17 protein-coding genes are annotated in these 17,604 nt (G+C 68.6%); 13 read left to right on the top strand and 4 right to left on the bottom strand.

The genetic code is table 11. The annotated features are described in order from the left end of the window. The first annotated feature begins 132 nt into the window (after positions 1-132). Together ACO07Z_RS07135 and mdoH are read left to right on the top strand one after the other, a co-directional pair. The gene (locus ACO07Z_RS07135) at positions 133-1,662 is read left to right on the top strand and encodes a glucan biosynthesis protein (protein WP_421698069.1); all 1,530 of its coding nucleotides are present in this window, start codon (positions 133-135) and stop codon (positions 1,660-1,662) included. Beyond that, complete coding sequence (mdoH, locus tag ACO07Z_RS07130) at positions 1,650-3,824, top strand: glucans biosynthesis glucosyltransferase MdoH (protein ID WP_421698068.1); 2,175 nt, start codon at positions 1,650-1,652, stop codon at positions 3,822-3,824. Before ACO07Z_RS07135 ends, mdoH begins: the two co-directional genes overlap by 13 nt. On the opposite strand, the gene ACO07Z_RS07125 is transcribed toward mdoH, so the two are convergent. The 3 genes from ACO07Z_RS07125 to ACO07Z_RS07115 are packed head-to-tail and all read right to left on the bottom strand — an operon-like array spanning position 3,821 to position 5,147. Next, the gene (locus ACO07Z_RS07125) at positions 3,821-3,958 is read right to left on the bottom strand and encodes a hypothetical protein (protein ID WP_307019365.1); all 138 of its coding nucleotides are present in this window, start codon (positions 3,956-3,958) and stop codon (positions 3,821-3,823) included. The two genes, mdoH and ACO07Z_RS07125, sit on opposite strands and share 4 nt — an antisense overlap. Before the next feature lie 58 nt (positions 3,959-4,016). Beyond that, the gene (locus ACO07Z_RS07120; RefSeq protein WP_421698067.1) at positions 4,017-4,265 is read right to left on the bottom strand and encodes a hypothetical protein; all 249 of its coding nucleotides are present in this window, start codon (positions 4,263-4,265) and stop codon (positions 4,017-4,019) included. Positions 4,266-4,289: 24 nt separating this feature from the next. Further along, on the bottom strand, positions 4,290-5,147 hold the full coding sequence (locus ACO07Z_RS07115) for a glucose 1-dehydrogenase (protein WP_421698066.1): 858 nt from the start codon (positions 5,145-5,147) through the stop codon (positions 4,290-4,292). A gap of 144 nt (positions 5,148-5,291) precedes the next feature. On the opposite strand from ACO07Z_RS07115, the gene ACO07Z_RS07110 reads away from it, so the two are divergent. From ACO07Z_RS07110 to ACO07Z_RS07090, 5 genes are all read left to right on the top strand, one after another. Next, positions 5,292-6,236 carry a DUF72 domain-containing protein gene (locus tag ACO07Z_RS07110; RefSeq protein ID WP_421698065.1) on the top strand — a complete coding sequence of 315 codons (945 nt, stop codon included), beginning with the start codon at positions 5,292-5,294 and terminating at the stop codon, positions 6,234-6,236. A gap of 98 nt (positions 6,237-6,334) precedes the next feature. Continuing rightward, on the top strand, positions 6,335-6,895 hold the full coding sequence (locus ACO07Z_RS07105) for a type 1 glutamine amidotransferase domain-containing protein (protein WP_421698064.1): 561 nt from the start codon (positions 6,335-6,337) through the stop codon (positions 6,893-6,895). Positions 6,896-7,023: 128 nt separating this feature from the next. Continuing rightward, positions 7,024-7,911 (top strand): Ku protein, encoded by an 888-nt coding sequence (locus ACO07Z_RS07100; RefSeq protein ID WP_421698063.1) that lies wholly within the window; start codon positions 7,024-7,026, stop codon positions 7,909-7,911. Positions 7,912-7,916: 5 nt separating this feature from the next. Then, on the top strand, positions 7,917-10,451 hold the full coding sequence (gene ligD, locus ACO07Z_RS07095; RefSeq protein WP_421698062.1) for a DNA ligase D: 2,535 nt from the start codon (positions 7,917-7,919) through the stop codon (positions 10,449-10,451). Further along, complete coding sequence (locus tag ACO07Z_RS07090) at positions 10,451-10,981, top strand: MgtC/SapB family protein (protein WP_421698061.1); 531 nt, start codon at positions 10,451-10,453, stop codon at positions 10,979-10,981. The genes ligD and ACO07Z_RS07090 overlap by 1 nt, the downstream gene beginning before the upstream one ends. Before the next feature lie 5 nt (positions 10,982-10,986). Here the strand turns inward: ACO07Z_RS07090 and ACO07Z_RS07085 are convergent, their stop codons facing one another. After that, on the bottom strand, positions 10,987-11,802 hold the full coding sequence (locus ACO07Z_RS07085) for a Ku protein (RefSeq protein WP_421698060.1): 816 nt from the start codon (positions 11,800-11,802) through the stop codon (positions 10,987-10,989). A 146-nt stretch (positions 11,803-11,948) separates the two neighbouring features. Between ACO07Z_RS07085 and ACO07Z_RS07080 the strand changes: the two genes are divergently transcribed. The 6 genes from ACO07Z_RS07080 (at position 11,949) to ACO07Z_RS07055 (ending at position 17,602) form a co-directional block, all read left to right on the top strand. After that, positions 11,949-12,266, top strand: a complete 318-nt coding sequence (locus ACO07Z_RS07080) for a hypothetical protein (RefSeq protein ID WP_421698059.1) — start codon at positions 11,949-11,951, stop codon at positions 12,264-12,266. 172 nt (positions 12,267-12,438) lie between these two features. Further along, entirely contained in the window at positions 12,439-14,568 is a 2,130-nt protein-coding gene (locus ACO07Z_RS07075; RefSeq protein ID WP_421698058.1) for a VTT domain-containing protein, read from the top strand. Then, a complete protein-coding gene (locus tag ACO07Z_RS07070; RefSeq protein ID WP_421698057.1) occupies positions 14,565-15,350 on the top strand; it encodes an endonuclease/exonuclease/phosphatase family protein in 786 nt (261 codons plus the stop codon). Before ACO07Z_RS07075 ends, ACO07Z_RS07070 begins: the two co-directional genes overlap by 4 nt. Beyond that, on the top strand, positions 15,347-15,799 hold the full coding sequence (locus tag ACO07Z_RS07065) for a DUF2934 domain-containing protein (protein ID WP_421698056.1): 453 nt from the start codon (positions 15,347-15,349) through the stop codon (positions 15,797-15,799). The genes ACO07Z_RS07070 and ACO07Z_RS07065 overlap by 4 nt, the downstream gene beginning before the upstream one ends. Before the next feature lie 165 nt (positions 15,800-15,964). Further along, positions 15,965-16,171 carry a hypothetical protein gene (locus ACO07Z_RS07060; protein ID WP_421698055.1) on the top strand — a complete coding sequence of 69 codons (207 nt, stop codon included), beginning with the start codon at positions 15,965-15,967 and terminating at the stop codon, positions 16,169-16,171. Positions 16,172-16,240: 69 nt separating this feature from the next. Continuing rightward, complete coding sequence (locus ACO07Z_RS07055; RefSeq protein WP_421698054.1) at positions 16,241-17,602, top strand: APC family permease; 1,362 nt, start codon at positions 16,241-16,243, stop codon at positions 17,600-17,602. Positions 17,603-17,604 lie beyond the last annotated feature (2 nt).

Raw genomic sequence — 17,604 nt, 5'->3', positions numbered from 1 at the left:
GGGACGGCATGCACCTTCGCCCTCCACCCGTCCGCGTGAATCTGCCGCACCGCACAAATCCGGGAACCCTTGGCGCCGTCGGCACTTGTCTCGCGTGAAGGGCGTGCCGCCCTGGAACGCGCGAGGTCAGGCATGCATCGACGACATCTGTTGCTGGGACTGGGGCTCCTGGCGATGGCGCCGGTGCCGTTCACCCGCCTCGGCATCAGCGAAGCGTTGTCGGATGAGGAGGATCAGGTCGCGCCGTTCGACGCGCAGACCGTCCGCCAGCTGGCGCGCGAGATGGCAGCCAAGCCTTACCAGCGCGCCGACGGGCGCATGCCGCGTGCGCTCGACAATCTCGGCTATGATGACTACCGGAACATCCGCTTCAATGCCGAGCGGACGCTGTGGCGCACGGAGGGCACGGGCTTTCAGGCCCAGCTCTTTCACCGGGGCTTCCTGTTCCGCGACCGCGTGGATGTGTACCAAGTGGCCGATGGGAAGGCGCATCGCATTCCCTATGACCCCGGCATGTTCCGCTTCGAGCATGGCGTGGCGCAGCCGCCGGACCGCACCGATCTCGGCTTTTCCGGCTTTCGCCTGCATGGTCCGATCAACCGCCCGGACTATTTCGACGAGATCGCCGCCTTTCAGGGTGCGAGCTATTTCCGTGCCGTCGGCAAGGGGCAGGGTTACGGCTCCTCGGCGCGCGGGCTGGCGGTGAAGACCGGCGATGCCGGAGGTGAGGAGTTTCCCGCCTTCCGCGCCTTCTGGCTCGAAAGGCCGCGCCCCGGCGTCGACTCGCTGGTGGTCCACGCGCTGCTCGACAGCCCAAGCGCGACCGCCGCGCACCGCTTCACGATCCGCCCCGGCGACGAGACGCTGATGTCGGTGGAAATGACGGTGTATCCGCGCGTTGACATTGATCAGGTGGGCATCGGCGCGCTCACCAGCATGTTCATGTTCGGCCCCAATGACCGCAACGGCGTCGATGATTTCCGTCCGATGGTGTGCGACGCCAACGGCCTCTCCATTGTCACCGGCAGCGGCGAACGGCTCTGGCGGCCGCTCTCCAATCCGCAGCGGCTGCAGATTTCCTCCTTCGCCGTATCCGATCTCCGGGGCTTCGGCCTTATGCAGCGCCAGCGCTCCTTCTTCGACTATCAGGATCTTGAGGCGCGCTATGAGCGCCGGCCGAGCGTCTGGGTCGAACCGATCGGCGACTGGGGCGACGGTTCGGTGATGCTGATCGAGATTCCCACTCCCGAAGAGGTGCACGACAACATCGTCGCGTTCTGGCGCCCGCGCGAGCCGCTGCGCAAGGGGCGCGAATACAGCACCACCTATCGCCTGCACTGGGGCTGGTCCGGCCCGGACCGTTCGGATGTCGGCCGGTTCGTCGCCACCCGGGTTGGCGGCAATGGTGACCGGCGGCTGTTCGTTCTCGACGTGGTCGGCGACAAGGTGAAGGACCTGCCGAAGGAGCATCTCGCTGCGCGTGTCACCTCCGGCAGCGGCGAGATCCGCGATGTGGTGTTGCAGCCCAATCCCGAGACCGGCGGCTGGCGCATCTCCTTCGTGCTGGAGCCGCGCGGCGCCACTTTGGCCGAACTGCGCGCTGATCTGCTGCGCGGCGAGGAACGCCTGGCCGAAACCTGGGTCTATCGGTGGACGGCGTGAGCCGGGCCGCCCCGCGCGCGACGAGGTGTGGCGCCGGCGCAGATACCGCGCGGGCCTTGCCGCCCGAAACGCCGCTGGCCATGCCCGTCCAGCCGCTCGGCCGGGTGCCGCGCACCCCGTCTCCCGGGCCGCGCACGTTGGGGCTGTTCCTCCGCCGCGCCTTCGTCATCGGCGGCACAGCGGCACTGACCGTGCTGGCGGCGCACGAGATGTATCTCGTGCTGGATGTCGGCGGCGTCACCTTGCTCGAATATCTCGTGCTCTGCCTGTTCGTGCTGCTGTTCGCCTGGATCGGCTTCGCCTTCACCAATGCGGTGCTTGGTCTCGCCAGCCTGCTGCGTCGCGCGGACGGATATCTGGGCATTGCGACGGAGGGGCCGCTACCCGCCCTCAACGCCCACCATGCGCTGCTGCTGCCGATCTATAATGAGGACCCCGGCCGTGTGCTGGCCGGGCTGGAAGCAACCATTGAATCGCTCGACGCCACCGGCGCCGGCGCGCAGTTCGATGTGTTCATCCTCAGCGACACCACCGATCCCGATGTCTGGGTTGCCGAGGAGGCGGGCTTTCTGGCGCTGCGTGCGCAGTGGGGCCGCGCTAGCGGCCTGTTCTACCGCCGCCGCCCGCGCAACACTGGGCGCAAGGCCGGCAATATCGCGGAATGGGTGACCCGCTTCGGCGGCGCGTATGAGAGCTTCCTCATTCTCGACGCCGACAGCGTGATGACCGGCGGGTGCATTGTGCGCCTCGCCGCCGCGATAGAGGCCAATCCGCGCGCGGGGCTGATTCAGACGCTGCCGGTCATCGTCGGCGGACGCACCCTGTTCGCCCGGCTGCAGCAATTCGCTGGAAGGCTGTACGGCCCCCTCATCGCCCATGGTCTCGCCAGCTGGAGCGGGCCGGAGAGCAATTACTGGGGCCATAACGCCATGATCCGCACCCGCGCCTTCGCCGAGGGTGCGGGCTTGCCGGAACTGAGGGGTCCCAAGCCTTTCGGAGGCCATATTCTCAGCCATGATTTCATCGAGGCAGCGCTGATGCGCCGGCGCGGCTGGGGCATGCACATGGTGCCCTGGCTGGAAGGCTCCTATGAGGAGGGCCCACCGACGCTGACCGATCTCGCCGTGCGCGACCGGCGCTGGTGTCAGGGCAATCTCCAGCATATCGCCGTGCTGCCGGCGCGCGGGCTCCATCCGGTGAGCCGGCTGCATCTTCTCACCGGCATCGGCTCCTATCTCACCGCGCCGCTCTGGCTGGTGATGCTGCTGGCCGGGCTGGCGACGGCGCTGCAGGCGCGCTTCGTGCCGCCGGACTATTTCCCCTCCGGCTTCTCGCTGTTTCCGGCGTGGCCGGCGCAGGACCCGGTGCGCGCGGTACAGGTATTCATCGGCACGATGGCGGTGTTGCTGCTGCCGAAGCTCTTCGCCTATGCGGCGCTGCTCGCCACGCGTTCGGATCGCCGCGGCTTCGGCGGCGGGGCGCTCGCTTTGGCCGGACTGCTGATGGAGACGCTGATCTCCGGCCTGTTGGCGCCGGTGACGATGTTCACCCAATCCATGGCGGTGGTCGGCATATTGGCGGGGCGCGATGGCGGCTGGCAGCCGCAGCGCCGCGACGATGACCGCATCGACACCGGCTCGGTGGTGCGGTTCTTCCTGCCTCACACCTTGGCGGGATGGCTGCTGGGCGCCGCCGCGCTCAGCATCTCGTTGCCGCTATTTCTCTGGATGACACCCGTCGTGATCGGCCTCGCCCTCGCCATTCCGTTGGTGCTGTGGACCGGCGGTACGCGTGCCTCTCTGGCCGCCCTGTTCCGCACGCCGGAGGAGCGCGAGCCGCCGCCGGTGCTGCGGCGGGCGCAAGAGTTGCGGCGGGCCGGCACGCTGGCGGCTCCGAGCGAAGCCGTTGCCCGTCTCGCGGCCGCGCCGGAGCTTCTGGCCTTCCACTGCGCCCAGCTGACCGACGGCGAGAGGCCGCGTGGCGACTATGCGCCGGAACGGCTCATCGCGACGGCGAAGATCGCGGATGCGGAAAGCCTCGACGCCGCGCTGGCGGTACTCACGCCGCGCGAGAAAGCGGCGGCGCTCGGCGATTTCCACGCGCTCGACGCCTTGCTCGCACTGGCGCGCGGCCGCGCCGGGCGCGAGATGGCCGCCCCCTAGAGCGGGCTCTTGCGATCGACCTTCTCCTCGGGAAGCTCGATATCCTTCGCCTGCCGGCGCCGCTTCGACTGGTTCATCGCGTAGGCGAGCGCGCCGAGCAGCAGCAGCACGCCGATTCCGAACATGATCTCCATTGCAAAACCTTTCCGTTGAGGTGGGACGGCGCCGGCGACACCGGCGCGCGCCGGTCTGTCAGCCTTCGGCCGGGGATGGCCGGCCCGTGTCCTCGACGCCGAGCATGCTGCCCCCCGCGCCCGGAACCGTGATCGACACGTCATAACCGTCGCGAATGGCGTTGGTGGCGGCGGCAACCGCCGCCTCGAAGGCGGCTTCCTTGCTGGCATAGGCCATTCCCGCCTCGCCGTCGGTCTCGACTCGCCACGCCCCCTCGCTGCCGCGCAGAACATAGGTGGCGGAGCCGGTGGAACCTTGCGTCTGCATCGCGCTGTCCTCCTTCGGGTTGGGTCAGATCATCGGCGCGCCGCCGGTCACCGCGATGGTGGCCCCGGAGACGTAGCTGGACAGCGGATCGGCCAGCATCACATAGGCGGTGGCGAGCTCCGCCGGCTGGCCCGGGCGCTTCATCGGCACCTGCTCGCCGAACGCCGCCACCTTCTCCGCCGGCATGGTGGCGGGGATGAGCGGGGTCCAGATCGGCCCCGGTGCCACCGCATTGGCGCGGATGCCCTTCTCCGCCAGCATCTGGGCGAGCCCGGCTGTGAAGTTCTGGATCGCCCCCTTGGTGGTGGCATAGGCGAGCAGGCTGGGGTTCGGCTTGTCGGAATTGATCGAGGCGGTGTTGATGATGGCGCTGCCGGGCTTCATGTGCGGCACCGCCGCCTTGGTGAGATAGAACATGGCGTGGATGTTGACCTTGAAGGTCAGATCCCATTCCTCGTCGGGAATGTCGGCGATGTCGTCGAAGGTCGCCTGATGCGCGGCGTTGTTGACAAGGATGTCGACGCCACCGAAGGCCTCGACCGCCTTGTCCACCAGCGCGCGGCAATGCTGGGCATGCTGGATGTCGCCGGGCACCAGCACCGCCTGCCGGCCCGCCTCGCGCACCAGCGCGGCGGTGGCTTCGGCGTCCTCATGCTCGTCGAGATAGGAGATCAGCACGTCAGCGCCTTCGCGGGCATAGGCGAGGGCGACGGCGCGGCCGATGCCGCTGTCGGCGCCGGTGATGAGCGCCTTCATTCCTGCCAACCGGCCGGAGCTTTTATAGCTCTCCTCGCCATGGTCGGGACGCGGCGACATCGCCTCGGTCCGCCCGGGCATGGGCTGCTGCTGTTCCTTGAACGGCGGGCGCGGGTGATCGAGCATGGAAGGCTCCTCTCGCTGTCATCGGTGATGAGTGGTGTGAGGGCCAACGAAGGCGGCGCGGGTTGGTTCCGGGCCGAACGGCGGAACCGGGGGCGGCACCAGGGGCTTGGCAGGGACGCAACAAACCCTTGTGAGCGGAGGCCCATGTCCGAGACTGGCGCGCCAGAAGAGCCCAACACCGGCCCCGCCGGCCGTCGTGCGGCGATCCGCATCGGCGTCTCCGGCTGGACCTATGCCCCCTGGCGCGGCCATTTCTACCCCAAGGGCCTGACTCAGGCGCGCGAGCTTTCCTATGCCGCCCGCCAGTTCCCGGCACTGGAGATCAACGGCACCTTCTATGGCCTCCAGCGCCCGGAGGTGTTCGAGCGCTGGGCACAGGCGACGCCGGACGATTTCGTCTTCGCAGTGAAGGGCTCGCGTTTCATCACCCACACCAAGCGCCTGCGTGACGTGCGCCTGCCGTTGGCGAACTTCCTCGCCTCCGGCCTGCTCAATCTCGGCGCGAAGCTGGGGCCGCTGCTGTGGCAATTGCCACCGACGCTACGCTTCGATCCCGCGCTGATCGCCGATTTCCTCGCTTTGCTGCCGAAGGACACCGCCGCCGCCGCCGGGCTTGCCCGCCAGCATGACGCGCGGGTCGACGGACGCGCCGCCGTCGATATCGACACCAACCGGCCGCTGCGCCATGCGATGGAAATCCGCCATGACAGCTTCCGTACGCCGGCCTTTGTCGATCTGCTGCGCGAACATGGCGTCGCTCTCGTCTGCGCTGACACGGTGAAGTGGCCGCGGCTGATGGACCTCACCGCCGACGTCGCCTATTGCCGCCTGCACGGATCGACCGAGCTCTATCGCTCGCGCTATTCCGACGACGATCTCTCCCTGTGGGCGCGCCGCATCGCCGCCTGGGCCGAGGGGAGGGCGGCGCCGGACGGTGATTTCGCCGGCGCACCGGCCAGGGATCACCGCCGCCGCGACGTTTTCGTGTTCTTCGACAACACCGACAAGCGGCACGCCCCCGAGGATGCCCGCCGTCTGATGGAAATGCTGGGCATGCGCTGGGAGGCGGGGGCGGAGGCCGCGGGCTGAGCGGCCTCCGCCGCCGCCTTGTTGGGAACCTCGGCGGGTGGCGGACGTTCGCTCCCTGAAGGGCCTTGGGGGCGACGACATTTCAAGGAGACATTCCCATGGCGAAGATCGCCGAAGCGCGCATCCTCATCATTTCCGCCAACGGCTTCGAACAGTCCGAACTTATGGTGCCGCGCGACGAACTGCGCGCCGCCGGCGCCCGCGTCGAGGTGGCGAGCCCGGACGGCAAGGCCATTCGCGGCTGGAAGGGCGAGGATTGGGGCGAGAGCGTCGAGGCCGACACCGCGCTCGGTGCGGTGAAGCCGCAGGACTATGACGCGCTGGTCATTCCCGGCGGCCAGATCAACCCGGACCTGCTGCGCGTCAACAAGGAGGCAATGTCGATCGTTCGTGCCTTCCTCGACAGCGGCAAGGTGGTGGCCGCGATCTGCCACGGGCCGTGGCTGCTGGTGGAGGCTGACGCGGTGCGCGGGCGCACTGTGACCTCCTACGCCTCGATCCGCACCGATGTGAAGAATGCCGGCGGCAACTGGGTCGACCGCGAGGTGGCGGTGGACAAGGGCATCATCACCAGCCGTTCGCCGGCCGATCTCAAGGCCTTCGTCGCCAAGATCATCGAGGAGATCGGCGAGGGCCGCCACGAACGCAAGGTGGCGTGACCTTGACCGAATTAGTATCGACAAGCGGGCGCTGCGGCGCCCGCTTTGCTGTGTGCGGGCCGGGGAACGCGCAGGCGCACGCGGCGTTAGTCGCCAGGCACCCGCACCCTATGGGCAGAGAGGCAGGCATGGCCGCGCGCGCGACATGGAAAGGTTATCTCCGGCTCGGCGAGCTGGTGTGCGGCGTCGGACTCTACACGGCGGTCAGCGCCAGCGACCGGGTGAGCCTGCACATGGTGAACCGCAAGACCGGCAACCGCCTCTCCCGCCGCTTCGTCGATGCCGACACCGGCGACGTCGTCGAGCGCGACGAACAGGTGAAGGGCTACGAGGTCGATTCCGGCGATTTCGTCGTGCTGGAACCGGACGAGATCGCCGAGGTGACGCCGAAGGGTGACAAGGCGCTGACCATTGAGAGCTTCCTGCCCTGCCACGAGGTCGACGACCTCTATTTCGATCGGCCCTATTATCTGCGCCCGGTCGACGATGCCTCCGAAGCCAGCTTCGCGGTCATTCGCGAGGGGCTGCGAAAGAAGAAGGTGGCGGCGGTGGCGAGCGCCGTGCTGTTCCGCCGCCCGCGCAGCCTGCTGATCCGCGCCTATGACGAGGGCATCATCGCCACCACGCTGCATTATGATTACGAGGTACGGTCGGCCGAAGAGGCGTTCGAGGACATCGCCGAGATCAAGATGGAGCCGGAAATGCTCGATCTCGCCCGCCACATCATCGACACCAAGTCCGGCCGGTTCCAGCCCGAAACCTTCGACGACCGCTATGACGACGCGCTGGCCGAACTGGTCAAAGCCAAAATGGAAGGCCGCAAGATCGCCCCGCCGAAGAAGCCGGCGGCCAAGGTGGTGAGCCTGCTCGACGCGCTGCGCGAGAGCGCCGGCGTTTCCGGGGGCAAGCCGCCGACTGGCAAGAAGGGCCGCCCCGGAAAGGCCACCGCAAAGGCGGCGCCGAAGAAGCCGGCCGCCCGCAAGACCGCCCGCGCGCCCACCCGCAAGGCCGGGTGAGCGCCATGGCGCTGGAGGTCTACCGCCGCAAGCGCGACTTCACCCGCACGCAGGAGCCGGAGGGCAGCGAAAGCGCCGTCGCCGGTCATGCCTATCTCATCCAGAAACACGCCGCCCGTCGCCTGCATTACGACCTCCGGCTGGAAATGGACGGCGTGCTCAAGAGCTGGGCCGTCACCAAGGGCCCCAGCCTGGTGCCGGGTGAGAAGCGCCTCGCTGTGCATGTCGAGGACCATCCGCTCGACTATGGCAGCTTCGAGGGGACGATCCCCAAGGGCGAATATGGCGGCGGCACCGTCATGCTGTGGGATACCGGCAGCTGGGAGCCGATCGGCGATCCCGCGCGCGGCTATAAGAAGGGCCACCTCGAATTCGCACTGCACGGCGAGAAGCTCACCGGCCGTTGGCATCTGGTGCGGATGGGCAAGCGCCGGGGCGAGAAGGCGGACAATTGGCTGCTTATCAAGGCGGAAGACGCCGCCGCCCGGCCAGATGATGCGCCCGATATCCTAGACGAACGGCCAGAGTCGGTGAAGACCGGCCGCAGCATGGACGCCATCGCCAAGGGTGAGACTGTCGCCGCCGACCCGCCCGCAACGCCCGCGCCGACCAAGGCCAAGGCGGTGCGGACCCGTGCCCCTGCCGCGAGAAAGACGCCCGCGTCGGAACCTCTGCCCGCCTTCATCGAGCCGCAGCTGGCCACGCTGGTGACCAAGGCGCCGGTGGGCAAGAGCTGGATTCACGAGATCAAGTTCGACGGCTACCGGTTGCAGGCGCGGATCGACAAGTGCGCCAAAGGCAAGGGCCGGGTGAAGCTGCTCACGCGCTCCGGTCTCGACTGGACCCCGCGTTTCGGCCCCGCTCTGGTGGCGGCGCTGGAGGCGCTGCCGGCGCAGAACGCTTTGATCGACGGCGAGCTGGTGGTGGAGAACAGCGCCGGCGTGTCGAATTTCAGCCTGCTGCAGAAGGACCTCGCGGAAGGGGCTTCGGACCGCTTCATCTATTACGCCTTCGACCTGTTGCATCTCGACGGACGCGACCTCACAGTCGAGCCGCTCCGGCGTCGCAAGGAGATGCTGGAACAATTGCTGGCCGGGGCCGGGGATGGCCTGCGCTACAGCGAGCATCTGGCGGAGGACGGCGATGCGATGCTGCGCCATGCCTGTCGGCTCAGCCTGGAGGGGCTGGTATCGAAACGGGCGGACGCACCCTATCGGCCCGGCCGCGGCAAGGAGTGGGTGAAGTCGAAATGCGCCTTCCGGCAGGAATTCGTCATTGGCGGCTTCACACCGTCGACCGCGCAGAAGAACGCCATCGGCTCGTTGGTTCTCGGCGTCTATGAGGCGGGCAAACTTACGTCCGTCGGCCGGGTCGGCACCGGCTTCTCGCGCGAACTGGCGCGCGATCTCCATGCCCGGCTGGCGAAGATCACCCGCGACCGGAGCCCCTTTGGCCAGACGCTGACGGCGGATGAACGGCGCGGCGTCACCTTCGTGGCACCCGAACTCGTCGCCGAAGTGGAGTTTCGCGGCTGGACCGGCGACCAGCATCTGCGCCACGCCGCTTTTCGCGGCTTGCGCGAGGACAAGCCGGCGCGCGAGATCGTCCGCGAGACCCCCGTGGAGGGCGAGGCCATGACAGCGAAGAGCGACGCGCCGCGTTCGCGGGTGAAGCTGACCCATCCCGACCGCATCTACTGGCCGACTGAGGGCATCACCAAGCAGGGCCTCGCCGACTATTACGCCGAGATCTGGCGCTTCATTGCCCCCTTCGTCGTCGCCCGCCCGCTGGCACTGCTGCGCTGTCCCGATGGCATCGAGGGACAGACCTTCTTTCAGAAGCACTCCTGGCGCGGCATGAACAAGGCGATCAAGGTCACCAAAGACAAGGACGGCGAGGAGCTTCTGCATATTGACGACCTCGACGGGCTGATCGCCCTCGTCCAGTCCGGCGCGCTGGAAATCCACCCCTGGGGCGCACCGCTGATCGACATCGAACGGCCGGACCAGCTCATTTTCGATCTGGACCCCGGCGAGGCCGTGGGCTGGGACGGCGTGGTCGCCGGCGCGCGGGAGATCCGCACCCGGCTGGAGGCGCAGGGTCTGCCGGCCTTCGTCAAGACTTCCGGCGGCAAGGGCCTGCATGTGGTGGTGCCGCTGGAACCGAAGGCTAGCTGGGAAATCGCCAAGCCCTTCGCCAAGGCCCTGGCCGATGCCCTGGCCGCCGACGACCCCGACCGCTACATCGCCGTTGCCACCAAGGCCCGCCGCAAGGGGCGCATCTTCATCGACTATCTGCGCAATGGGCGCGGCGCGACGGCGGTGGCCGCCTATTGCCCGCGCGCGCGGCCCGGCGCCGGCGTTTCCATGCCAGTGGCGTGGGACGAACTCGACGCGCTCAGCGGCGGCGCGCAGTTCACCCTCACCGAGGCGCCGGCCCGGCTCGCCAATCTCGACGTCGACCCCTGGGCTGATTTTCGTGCCGCCGCCGCGCCTCTTCCCACAGCCCGCACCGGCAAGGGGCGGGGGAGGAAAGCGTGATGGAAAGGCTGCCGCAAGCGCTCTGGCTGACGCCGGAGGAGATCGAGAACCTGCTGCGGCTGATGGCAGCCGCCGCCTGCGGCATGATCGTCGGTATCAACCGGGACCTCCGCGGCAAGCCGACCGGGATGCGCACACTGGGGCTGGTGGGGCTGGGAGCGGCGCTCATCTCGCTGTCCGCCCTACAGGTGGAAGGCATCGAAGGCCATCCCGACGCCACCAGCCGCGTCATTCAGGGCATCGTTCAGGGCGTAATGACCGGCATCGGCTTTCTCGGCGCCGGCGTCGTGCTGCGCGACCGCACGCGGCTCGAAGTCCACGGCCTCACCACCGCCGCCGCCGTGTGGGTGACGGCGGCGCTCGGCGTCGCCTGCGCCATCGCCTCCTGGCACTTGGTGTTTCTGGCGCTGGCGACCACGATCGGCCTTCTCGTCACCATGCTGCCGCTGGAGCGGCTGGTGGAATCGCGCAGCCCGTCGCCCCCGCGAAGCGCACGCCGGCTTGAGGAAGACGACGAGCCGCCGCGCTGACAGGCTCAGCGCCCGCGCTTGCTACCGGAACCCCGTTCGGCTGCAAGGCTCTTCTTCAGTGCATCCATGATGTTGACGACGTTGGTCGGGGTGTCTTCCTCTTCCGAGGGTGCGGCGCGGCGGCGGGAGGGGCGCCTTTTCTTCTTCGATGCGATCAACTGCTTGAGATTGTCCTGCAGCGGGTCATGCACCAGCGCGGCGTCCCAGCCTTGCGTGCGCTTGTCGATCAGCTTGCCCACCAGCGTGACGAGATCGTCGTCGGCCTTTTCGTCAATGTCGTCGAAATATCCCTCCGGCCGGCGCAGCTCGTCGGAATAATGCAGCGTCCACAGCACGATGCCGCGCCCCCGGGGCTCCAGCATCACGGGGCGTTCGCGCCGGTGCAGCACCACGCGCGACAGCCCCACCTTGCCGGTGGCGACCATCGCCTCGCGGATCACGGCGAAGGCCTCTTCGCCGACAGGGTCGTCCGGCATCAGGAAATGCGGCGTGTCGTACCAGATCCACTCCACCGTATCGGCGGGCACGAAGGTCGCGATGTCGATGGTGCGGTTGCTCTCCAGCGCCACCGAATCGAGATCGTCATCGTCGAGAATGACATAGCGGCCGGGCTCGCGCTCATAGCCGCGCGCCTGATCGTCGGTCGCCACCGTCTTGCCGGTCTCGGCATCGACATAGAGACCTTCCACCCGGTTGCCGGTCGCCCGGTTGAGCGTGTGGAAGCGGATGCGCTCGGCGGCGCTGGTGGCGGGGGCCAGCACCACGGGGCAGGTGACCAGCGAGAGCTTGAGATAGCCTTTCCACAGGCCGCGCGGCGCCACTGAACGTCCCCCGATAGGTGGTGTCTCCGCCAACAATCGCCGGGCCGCCCCGAGGTTCCCGCCCGCGTGCCAAGCTGAACCGATCCCGCCACGGCGCGTTGATCGTCGGACGCCCTGCCTTTGCCCGGCGCCAAGGAGATCACACCATGGCCGAGACCGAGCGCCTGCGCGGCGACATCGACGCGGGCCGAACCCACGACAAGGTGCCGTTTCCCGATCCCGCAGCGGCACCGCTCGGGACGGACGACGAGGCTGCCGGGGCACCGGCCGGGCCTGAGCGCCGGACCATGGCCGCGCAGCCGGTAGGCCCATCCAGTGCCGGCGGTGGCACGGATGAACGCGGCCGTCCCATCGACGACAAAGGCACGACCGTTCCCGGGGTGTCCTTCGTCACCGCAGTCGTCGGTCTGCTGCTCGTGGTGGCGCTCGGCGCCGGTGTCTTCGCCGCCGTGATGATGGGCTGAGACGTTTCCGCCCGCCAATCCCGCCCCGGCCTACCTCCGGTCGGGAACCGCAGGGGCTCTTCCCCGGTTAGCGCAGGTCGTTAGCCCCCGAGAATGCGAGCCGATGTCCGTCAGCCAGAACCTGCGACAAGACGTGCGCCGGGACCAGAGTCCCGAAGCGATCGAAAGCGCCATGGCCTCGCAGCCGGTGCCGGAGGGGCCGAACCCGCCGAGCCGGCAGGAGGCCGGCCCGGTGCTGGAGGTCGGGCGCAATGTCTGGCGCGTGGAGCAGGCTGGGCGCGCCCGGGTGCTGGTCGATGGCGCCGCCTATTTCGGCGCGCTGCGGGCGGCGATGCTGGAAGCGCGCGAAACCATCCACATTGCCGGCTGGGACCTCGACAGCCGGATGAAGCTGGTGGGCGAGAGCGGCACTGCCGACGATGGGCTGCCCGAGACGTTGTCGGCGTTCCTTTCTGCCCTCGTCGCACGTAACCCGCGCCTGCGCATCCGCCTGCTGCTGTGGGATTATTCTGTCATGTTCGCGCTGGAGCGGGAGCTGGCACCGATCCTGTCCTTTCTCTGGGCGACGCCGAAGCAGATCGAGCTGTGCCTCGACGACGAATTGCCGATTGGCGCCTCGCACCATCAGAAGATTGTGGTGATCGACGATTCGCTCGCCTTCTCCGGGGGGCTGGATATCACCGGCCATCGCTGGGACACGCCCGACCACACGCCCGGCGACGCACTGCGGCGCGACCCGCAGGGCGCGCTCTACGAGCCGTTTCACGACGTGCAGATGGCGGTGGACGGCGCGGCCGCTGCCGCGCTTGGCGCACTGTTCCGCGATCGCTGGCAGCGCGCCGCTTCGGAGCGGCTGAACCCGGCGCGGGCACGTGGCGATCGCTGGCCGCAGGCGATGGCGGTCGATTTCACCGATGTCGCCATCGGCATCGCCCGCACCCTCCCGTCTTATGACGGCGCGGCGGGTGCGCGGGAGGTGGAGACCCTGCTGTTCGACATGATCGATAGCGCCGAGCGCACGATCTACGTCGAGAACCAGTTCATCACTTGCGAGCGGTTCACCGAGCGGCTGGTGGCGCGGATGAAGGCGCGCCCTGAGCTGGAAGCGCTGATGGTGACGCCGAACATCTACCGCTCCTGGATCGAGCAGCAGGTGATGGGCGTGCCGCGTGAGCGACTGCGGACGCGGCTGGAGCAGGAAGGGCTGGCGGAACGCGCGCGGCTGGTGTTCCCGCAGGTGACCGTCGGCGACGCCACCGTCGAGGTCTTCGTCCACGCCAAGGTGCTCATCGTCGACGACCGCCTGCTGCGCATCGGCTCGGCAAATGTCTGCAACCGCTCCATGGGCTTTGATAGTGAATGCGACCTGGTGATTGAAGCCGGTGACGCCCGTGAGCGGCAAGGAGTGGCGGCGATCCGCGACCGGCTGCTCGGCGAGCATAGCGGCCAGGCGCCGGAACAGGTGGCAGAAGCCGTGGCGCAGGAGGGGCTCATCGCCGCCTCGCGCCGGAGCGCCGCTGGCCGCCGTCTCGTCGACCTGCCGCCCGTCGCCGCTGATCTCGCTCTGCCGCAGATCAGCGCGCTCGCCGACCCGCCGGAGCCGCTCTATGACGAGCGCGCGTCCGAAGGCGGTGCGCGGCGGAAATGGCCGATCGCCGCCGCTTTGGCCGGCCTCGCCGTGCTGGCGGCGCTGGTGATCGCCTGGGCCAATTCCCCCTTCTCGGAGCCGGACCGCATCATCTCTGCCCTCGACAACATGGCCGACCGGCCCTGGGGCGCGGCCATCGTGGTCGGCATCTATGTGCTGGGTGGGCTGGTGGTCTTCCCGGTCTCGGTGCTGATCGTCGCTACCGTCGCCGTCTATGGCGGGTGGACCGGCGCGCTGCTGGCCGGGCTCGGGGCGCTGGCGAGTGCGTTGGTGACCTTCCTCATCGGCCGCCAACTCGGCGCCGGCGTGGTCCGCCGCTTCATCGGGCCGCGCATCAACCGCATCCGCCGAGGTCTCGCCAAGCAGGGCATCCTGACCGTGGCAACGATGCGCATGGTACCGGCGGCGCCGTTCACCTTCATCAATCTTGTCGCCGGCGCGGCCGGGTTGCGGCTGGTGGATTTCATGCTCGGCACGGCGCTGGGCCTGCTGCCCGGTCTGGTGGTGCTGAGTGCGCTGGGCCACCAGATCGTCGAGGTGATCTCCAACCCGACGCTGGGACGGGTGGCGCTGCTGATCGGCTTTGTCGGGCTGTGGATCGCCTGTTCGCTCGGGCTGCAATTCCTCGTCGCCCGGCTGCGGAGGGCGGCGTGAACGCGGCGCCGCCTGCGCGCCTGCGGCTGATGACGTGGAACATCCATGGTGGCATCGGGCCCGACCGGCGCTTCGATCTCGACCGCATCGCCACGCTGATCTCCCGCCACCAACCGGATATTCTTGCCCTGCAGGAAGTCGATACGCGCGGGCGCGGCATCGCCTGCCTCGCGCCGTTGGAAGGGCTCGGCATCGGCCATCTTGCGGAAGCGCGCACCATCGCCGTGCCGGACGGCCATTATGGCCATGTGCTGTATTCACGCTGGCCGACGCACGACACGGTGTTGCACGATCTCTCCGTCCGCCGCCGCGAGCCGCGCATGGCGATCGAGACCCGTGTGGACACGCCGCAGGGGATGCTCCGCGTGGTGGCGGTGCATCTCGGCCTCGCCCTTGGCGAGCGCTGGCGCCAGGCGGCGCGGCTCGCCCGGCTGGCCCGCGACGGCTGCGGCGCCCCCACCGTGATGATGGGCGACTTCAACGACTGGTTCGCCTTCCGGCCGGTGCGTCGCACGCTCGCGCGGGTGCTGCCTGAGAGCACCAATCTGCGCAGCTTTCCCGCCTGCTGGCCGTTGCTGCGGCTCGACCGGCTCTATTGCAGTCGGCCGGGCATGCTGGTGCGCAGCTTCTCCGACCCGGAGGCGCGGCACGCCTCCGACCATTTGCCCGTTATCGCCGACATCGAGTTGAGCCCGCGTCTCACCCCGCCACCGGTGTTCGGTCGCCCGGAACAGGCGTCGCGGCGGGGCGTTGACCTCGTGGAACAGGGAGAACGTCCATGAGCCTCAACGACGACGATATCAGGGCTCGCGCCCACCGGCTGTGGGAAGCCGACGGACGCCCAGACGGGCAATCCGACCATTACTGGTTTCTCGCCCGCGACATGCTGGTGTCCGAGGGCCGGGCCATGGGCGGGGGCTCGGCCGGCGCCTTCCGCCCGGTAGACGCGGCGGAGGCCCCGCCCGAGCCGGTGGGCACGGCGGATGGCCGACCGGCGCCCTCCGCCGAGGGCGGCATCGAGAGCGCGGAGCGCCCGCCCGTGCCTCTGTCTCCGGCAGCCGATCCCAATGCCGCCATCGACCCCGGCCAGGGTGGCAACGCGCCGGTCAGCGAGATCGACACCATTTGCCGTACGCTGGAAGTGCCGCCGAGCCGGCGCGGGTCCGCTGCCCCGGCCGATGACCGTGCGGGGGCAATGAGCGGCCTTGCCGGCAGCCGCAAGCGGCGCTGAGGGCGCCATGAGGAACTGGCTCGTTCAATTGCTCGTCGATGTCGGGCTGGTGCGCCCGCGTGACGAAGTGGAGGGCACCGCCGCTGCGGAGCCGCACAAGACCGCCCCGCAGCAGCCTGCGGGAACACCCGCAAAACCTACTGGACCCTTGGACAGGAGAATTCCATGATCATTGCCGATCAACACAATAAGGGCCCGGCGAAGCCGGGCGACCGCCGCGTCGAGAAGAAGGACCGCGCCCCTGACGAGGCCGGTCACGCCCGCAGCGCCAATCCGCAACAGGACGACAAGGCGGGCGAGCGCGAGCGCAAGCCCGAGGGGCGCGACGCCCATTACGCGCCGCCGGCAGCGTCGGAAGAAGGCGCCCGATAAGACCAAATTTAGCCGTTGCCAGCCTTTTGCCCGTGCCGGATAAACCGGCGCGGGTAAAGGGATGCACCAATGGCGAAGACGGGCGGCGGGCTGCGGCGTGAACTCGGTCCCGTGGAGGCGGTGGGTCTGTCGCTCTCCGTCATAGCCCCGACCATGGGCATGGCGCTCAACGTCACTCTGGCCGTCGGTGCGGCCGGCGTCGCCGCACCGCTCGGTTTCGCCGTTGGCACGCTCGTGGTTGGCCTTGTCGGACTGTCCTTCGTGTTCTTCGCCAGCCGGGTGACCAGCGCCGGCTCGGGCTATGCCTATATCGGCCAGACCTTCGGGCCGCGCGCCGGCTTCATCGCCGGGTGGTGCATGGTGCTGCTCTACATCGCTGGCGGCTCGGGCAGCGCCGCGCTGGTGGGCAATTTCCTCAGCGCCGCACTGGACGATCACGGCGTGCATCTCGGCAGTTGGTGGCTGCCGGTGGCGGTGGCTTCGTTGGTCGGGGGCACCTTGCTCGCTTGGCGTGACGTGCGCCTCGCCACGCGGGTGATGCTGACCCTCGAACTCTCCTCCATCGCCGTCATCATCTATCTCGGCCTGCGCATTCTCTCGGCGGTGCAGGCGGAAGGCGGGCTGAGCCTCGCCCCGTTCCATCCCGACCCGACGGTCGGCTGGTGGGGGATCGGCTATGCCGTCGTGTTCGCCGTGCTGTCCTTCGCCGGCTTCGAGGCGGCGGCGACGCTGGCCGAGGAGGCGGGGCAACCACGCCGTACCATTCCCATCGCTCTGGTCGGCTCGGTGGTGGCGGCGGGCCTGTTCTTCGTCTTCGCCTCCTATATCCAGGTCATCGGCTTCGGGCTCGACAACATGAAGGCGCTGGCCGCCAGCGAGGCGCCGCTGAACACGCTCGCGCTGAAATATGGCAATGTCCATATCGCCACCGCGCTCGACCTCGCGGCCTGCGTCTCCGCGGTGTCCTGCGTGCTCGGCACACTCTCGGCTGGCGCCCGCATGCTGTTCGTGCTCGGCCGGGGCGGGTTGTCGCCAACGCTTGCCAGGGTGCATCCCGTCTATGGCACGCCCTCGGTCGCGGTCAGTATCGTCGCCTTCGCCATGCTGGTGGGGTTGATCGCCTGGGCGCCGTTCATCGGCCCGGCGAGCTATTATGACAGCGTCGGCACCATCGGCGTGCTGGCGCTGATCGTCGCCTATCTCGGCGTGACGGCGGCGGCGGCGGTACATGCCGTGCGCGCCGGCAGCCGTCTCTGGCTTGTGCTCGGCGCGCTCGGCACGCTGGCCATGCTGTGGCCGCTGTATAATTCGGTTTATCCGGTGCCGTCCTTCCCGGACAATCTCTGGCCCTACATCGTCGCGCTGTGGATCGCGCTCGGCGGCGCGCTGATCCTGCTCAAGCCGGCAATCGGGCGGCAGAATCCGAACTGACG

This window comes from Ancylobacter sp., from assembly GCF_965229075.1.
GTDB lineage: Bacteria > Pseudomonadota > Alphaproteobacteria > Rhizobiales > Xanthobacteraceae > Ancylobacter.
The sequence above is the reverse complement of the archived record's forward strand: the minus strand, read 5'-3'. Positions and strand labels throughout refer to the sequence as shown.

Bases quoted from the DNA above. Each gene is read 5' to 3' on its own strand.
- ACO07Z_RS07115 (WP_421698066.1), bottom strand. From the start codon at position 5,147: ATGCTCGATCACCCGCGCCCGCCGTTCAAGGAACAGCAGCAGCCCATG.
- ACO07Z_RS07090 (WP_421698061.1), top strand. From the start codon at position 10,451: ATGGAAAGGCTGCCGCAAGCGCTCTGGCTGACGCCGGAGGAGATCGAG.
- ACO07Z_RS07105 (WP_421698064.1), top strand. From the start codon at position 6,335: ATGGCGAAGATCGCCGAAGCGCGCATCCTCATCATTTCCGCCAACGGC.
- ACO07Z_RS07135 (WP_421698069.1), top strand. From the start codon at position 133: ATGCATCGACGACATCTGTTGCTGGGACTGGGGCTCCTGGCGATGGCG.
- ACO07Z_RS07120 (WP_421698067.1), bottom strand. From the start codon at position 4,265: ATGCAGACGCAAGGTTCCACCGGCTCCGCCACCTATGTTCTGCGCGGC.
- ligD (WP_421698062.1), top strand. From the start codon at position 7,917: ATGGCGCTGGAGGTCTACCGCCGCAAGCGCGACTTCACCCGCACGCAG.
- ACO07Z_RS07065 (WP_421698056.1), top strand. From the start codon at position 15,347: ATGAGCCTCAACGACGACGATATCAGGGCTCGCGCCCACCGGCTGTGG.
- ACO07Z_RS07075 (WP_421698058.1), top strand. From the start codon at position 12,439: ATGGCCTCGCAGCCGGTGCCGGAGGGGCCGAACCCGCCGAGCCGGCAG.
- ACO07Z_RS07100 (WP_421698063.1), top strand. From the start codon at position 7,024: ATGGCCGCGCGCGCGACATGGAAAGGTTATCTCCGGCTCGGCGAGCTG.
- ACO07Z_RS07060 (WP_421698055.1), top strand. From the start codon at position 15,965: ATGATCATTGCCGATCAACACAATAAGGGCCCGGCGAAGCCGGGCGAC.
- ACO07Z_RS07055 (WP_421698054.1), top strand. From the start codon at position 16,241: ATGGCGAAGACGGGCGGCGGGCTGCGGCGTGAACTCGGTCCCGTGGAG.
- ACO07Z_RS07125 (WP_307019365.1), bottom strand. From the start codon at position 3,958: ATGGAGATCATGTTCGGAATCGGCGTGCTGCTGCTGCTCGGCGCGCTC.
- ACO07Z_RS07080 (WP_421698059.1), top strand. From the start codon at position 11,949: ATGGCCGAGACCGAGCGCCTGCGCGGCGACATCGACGCGGGCCGAACC.
- ACO07Z_RS07110 (WP_421698065.1), top strand. From the start codon at position 5,292: ATGTCCGAGACTGGCGCGCCAGAAGAGCCCAACACCGGCCCCGCCGGC.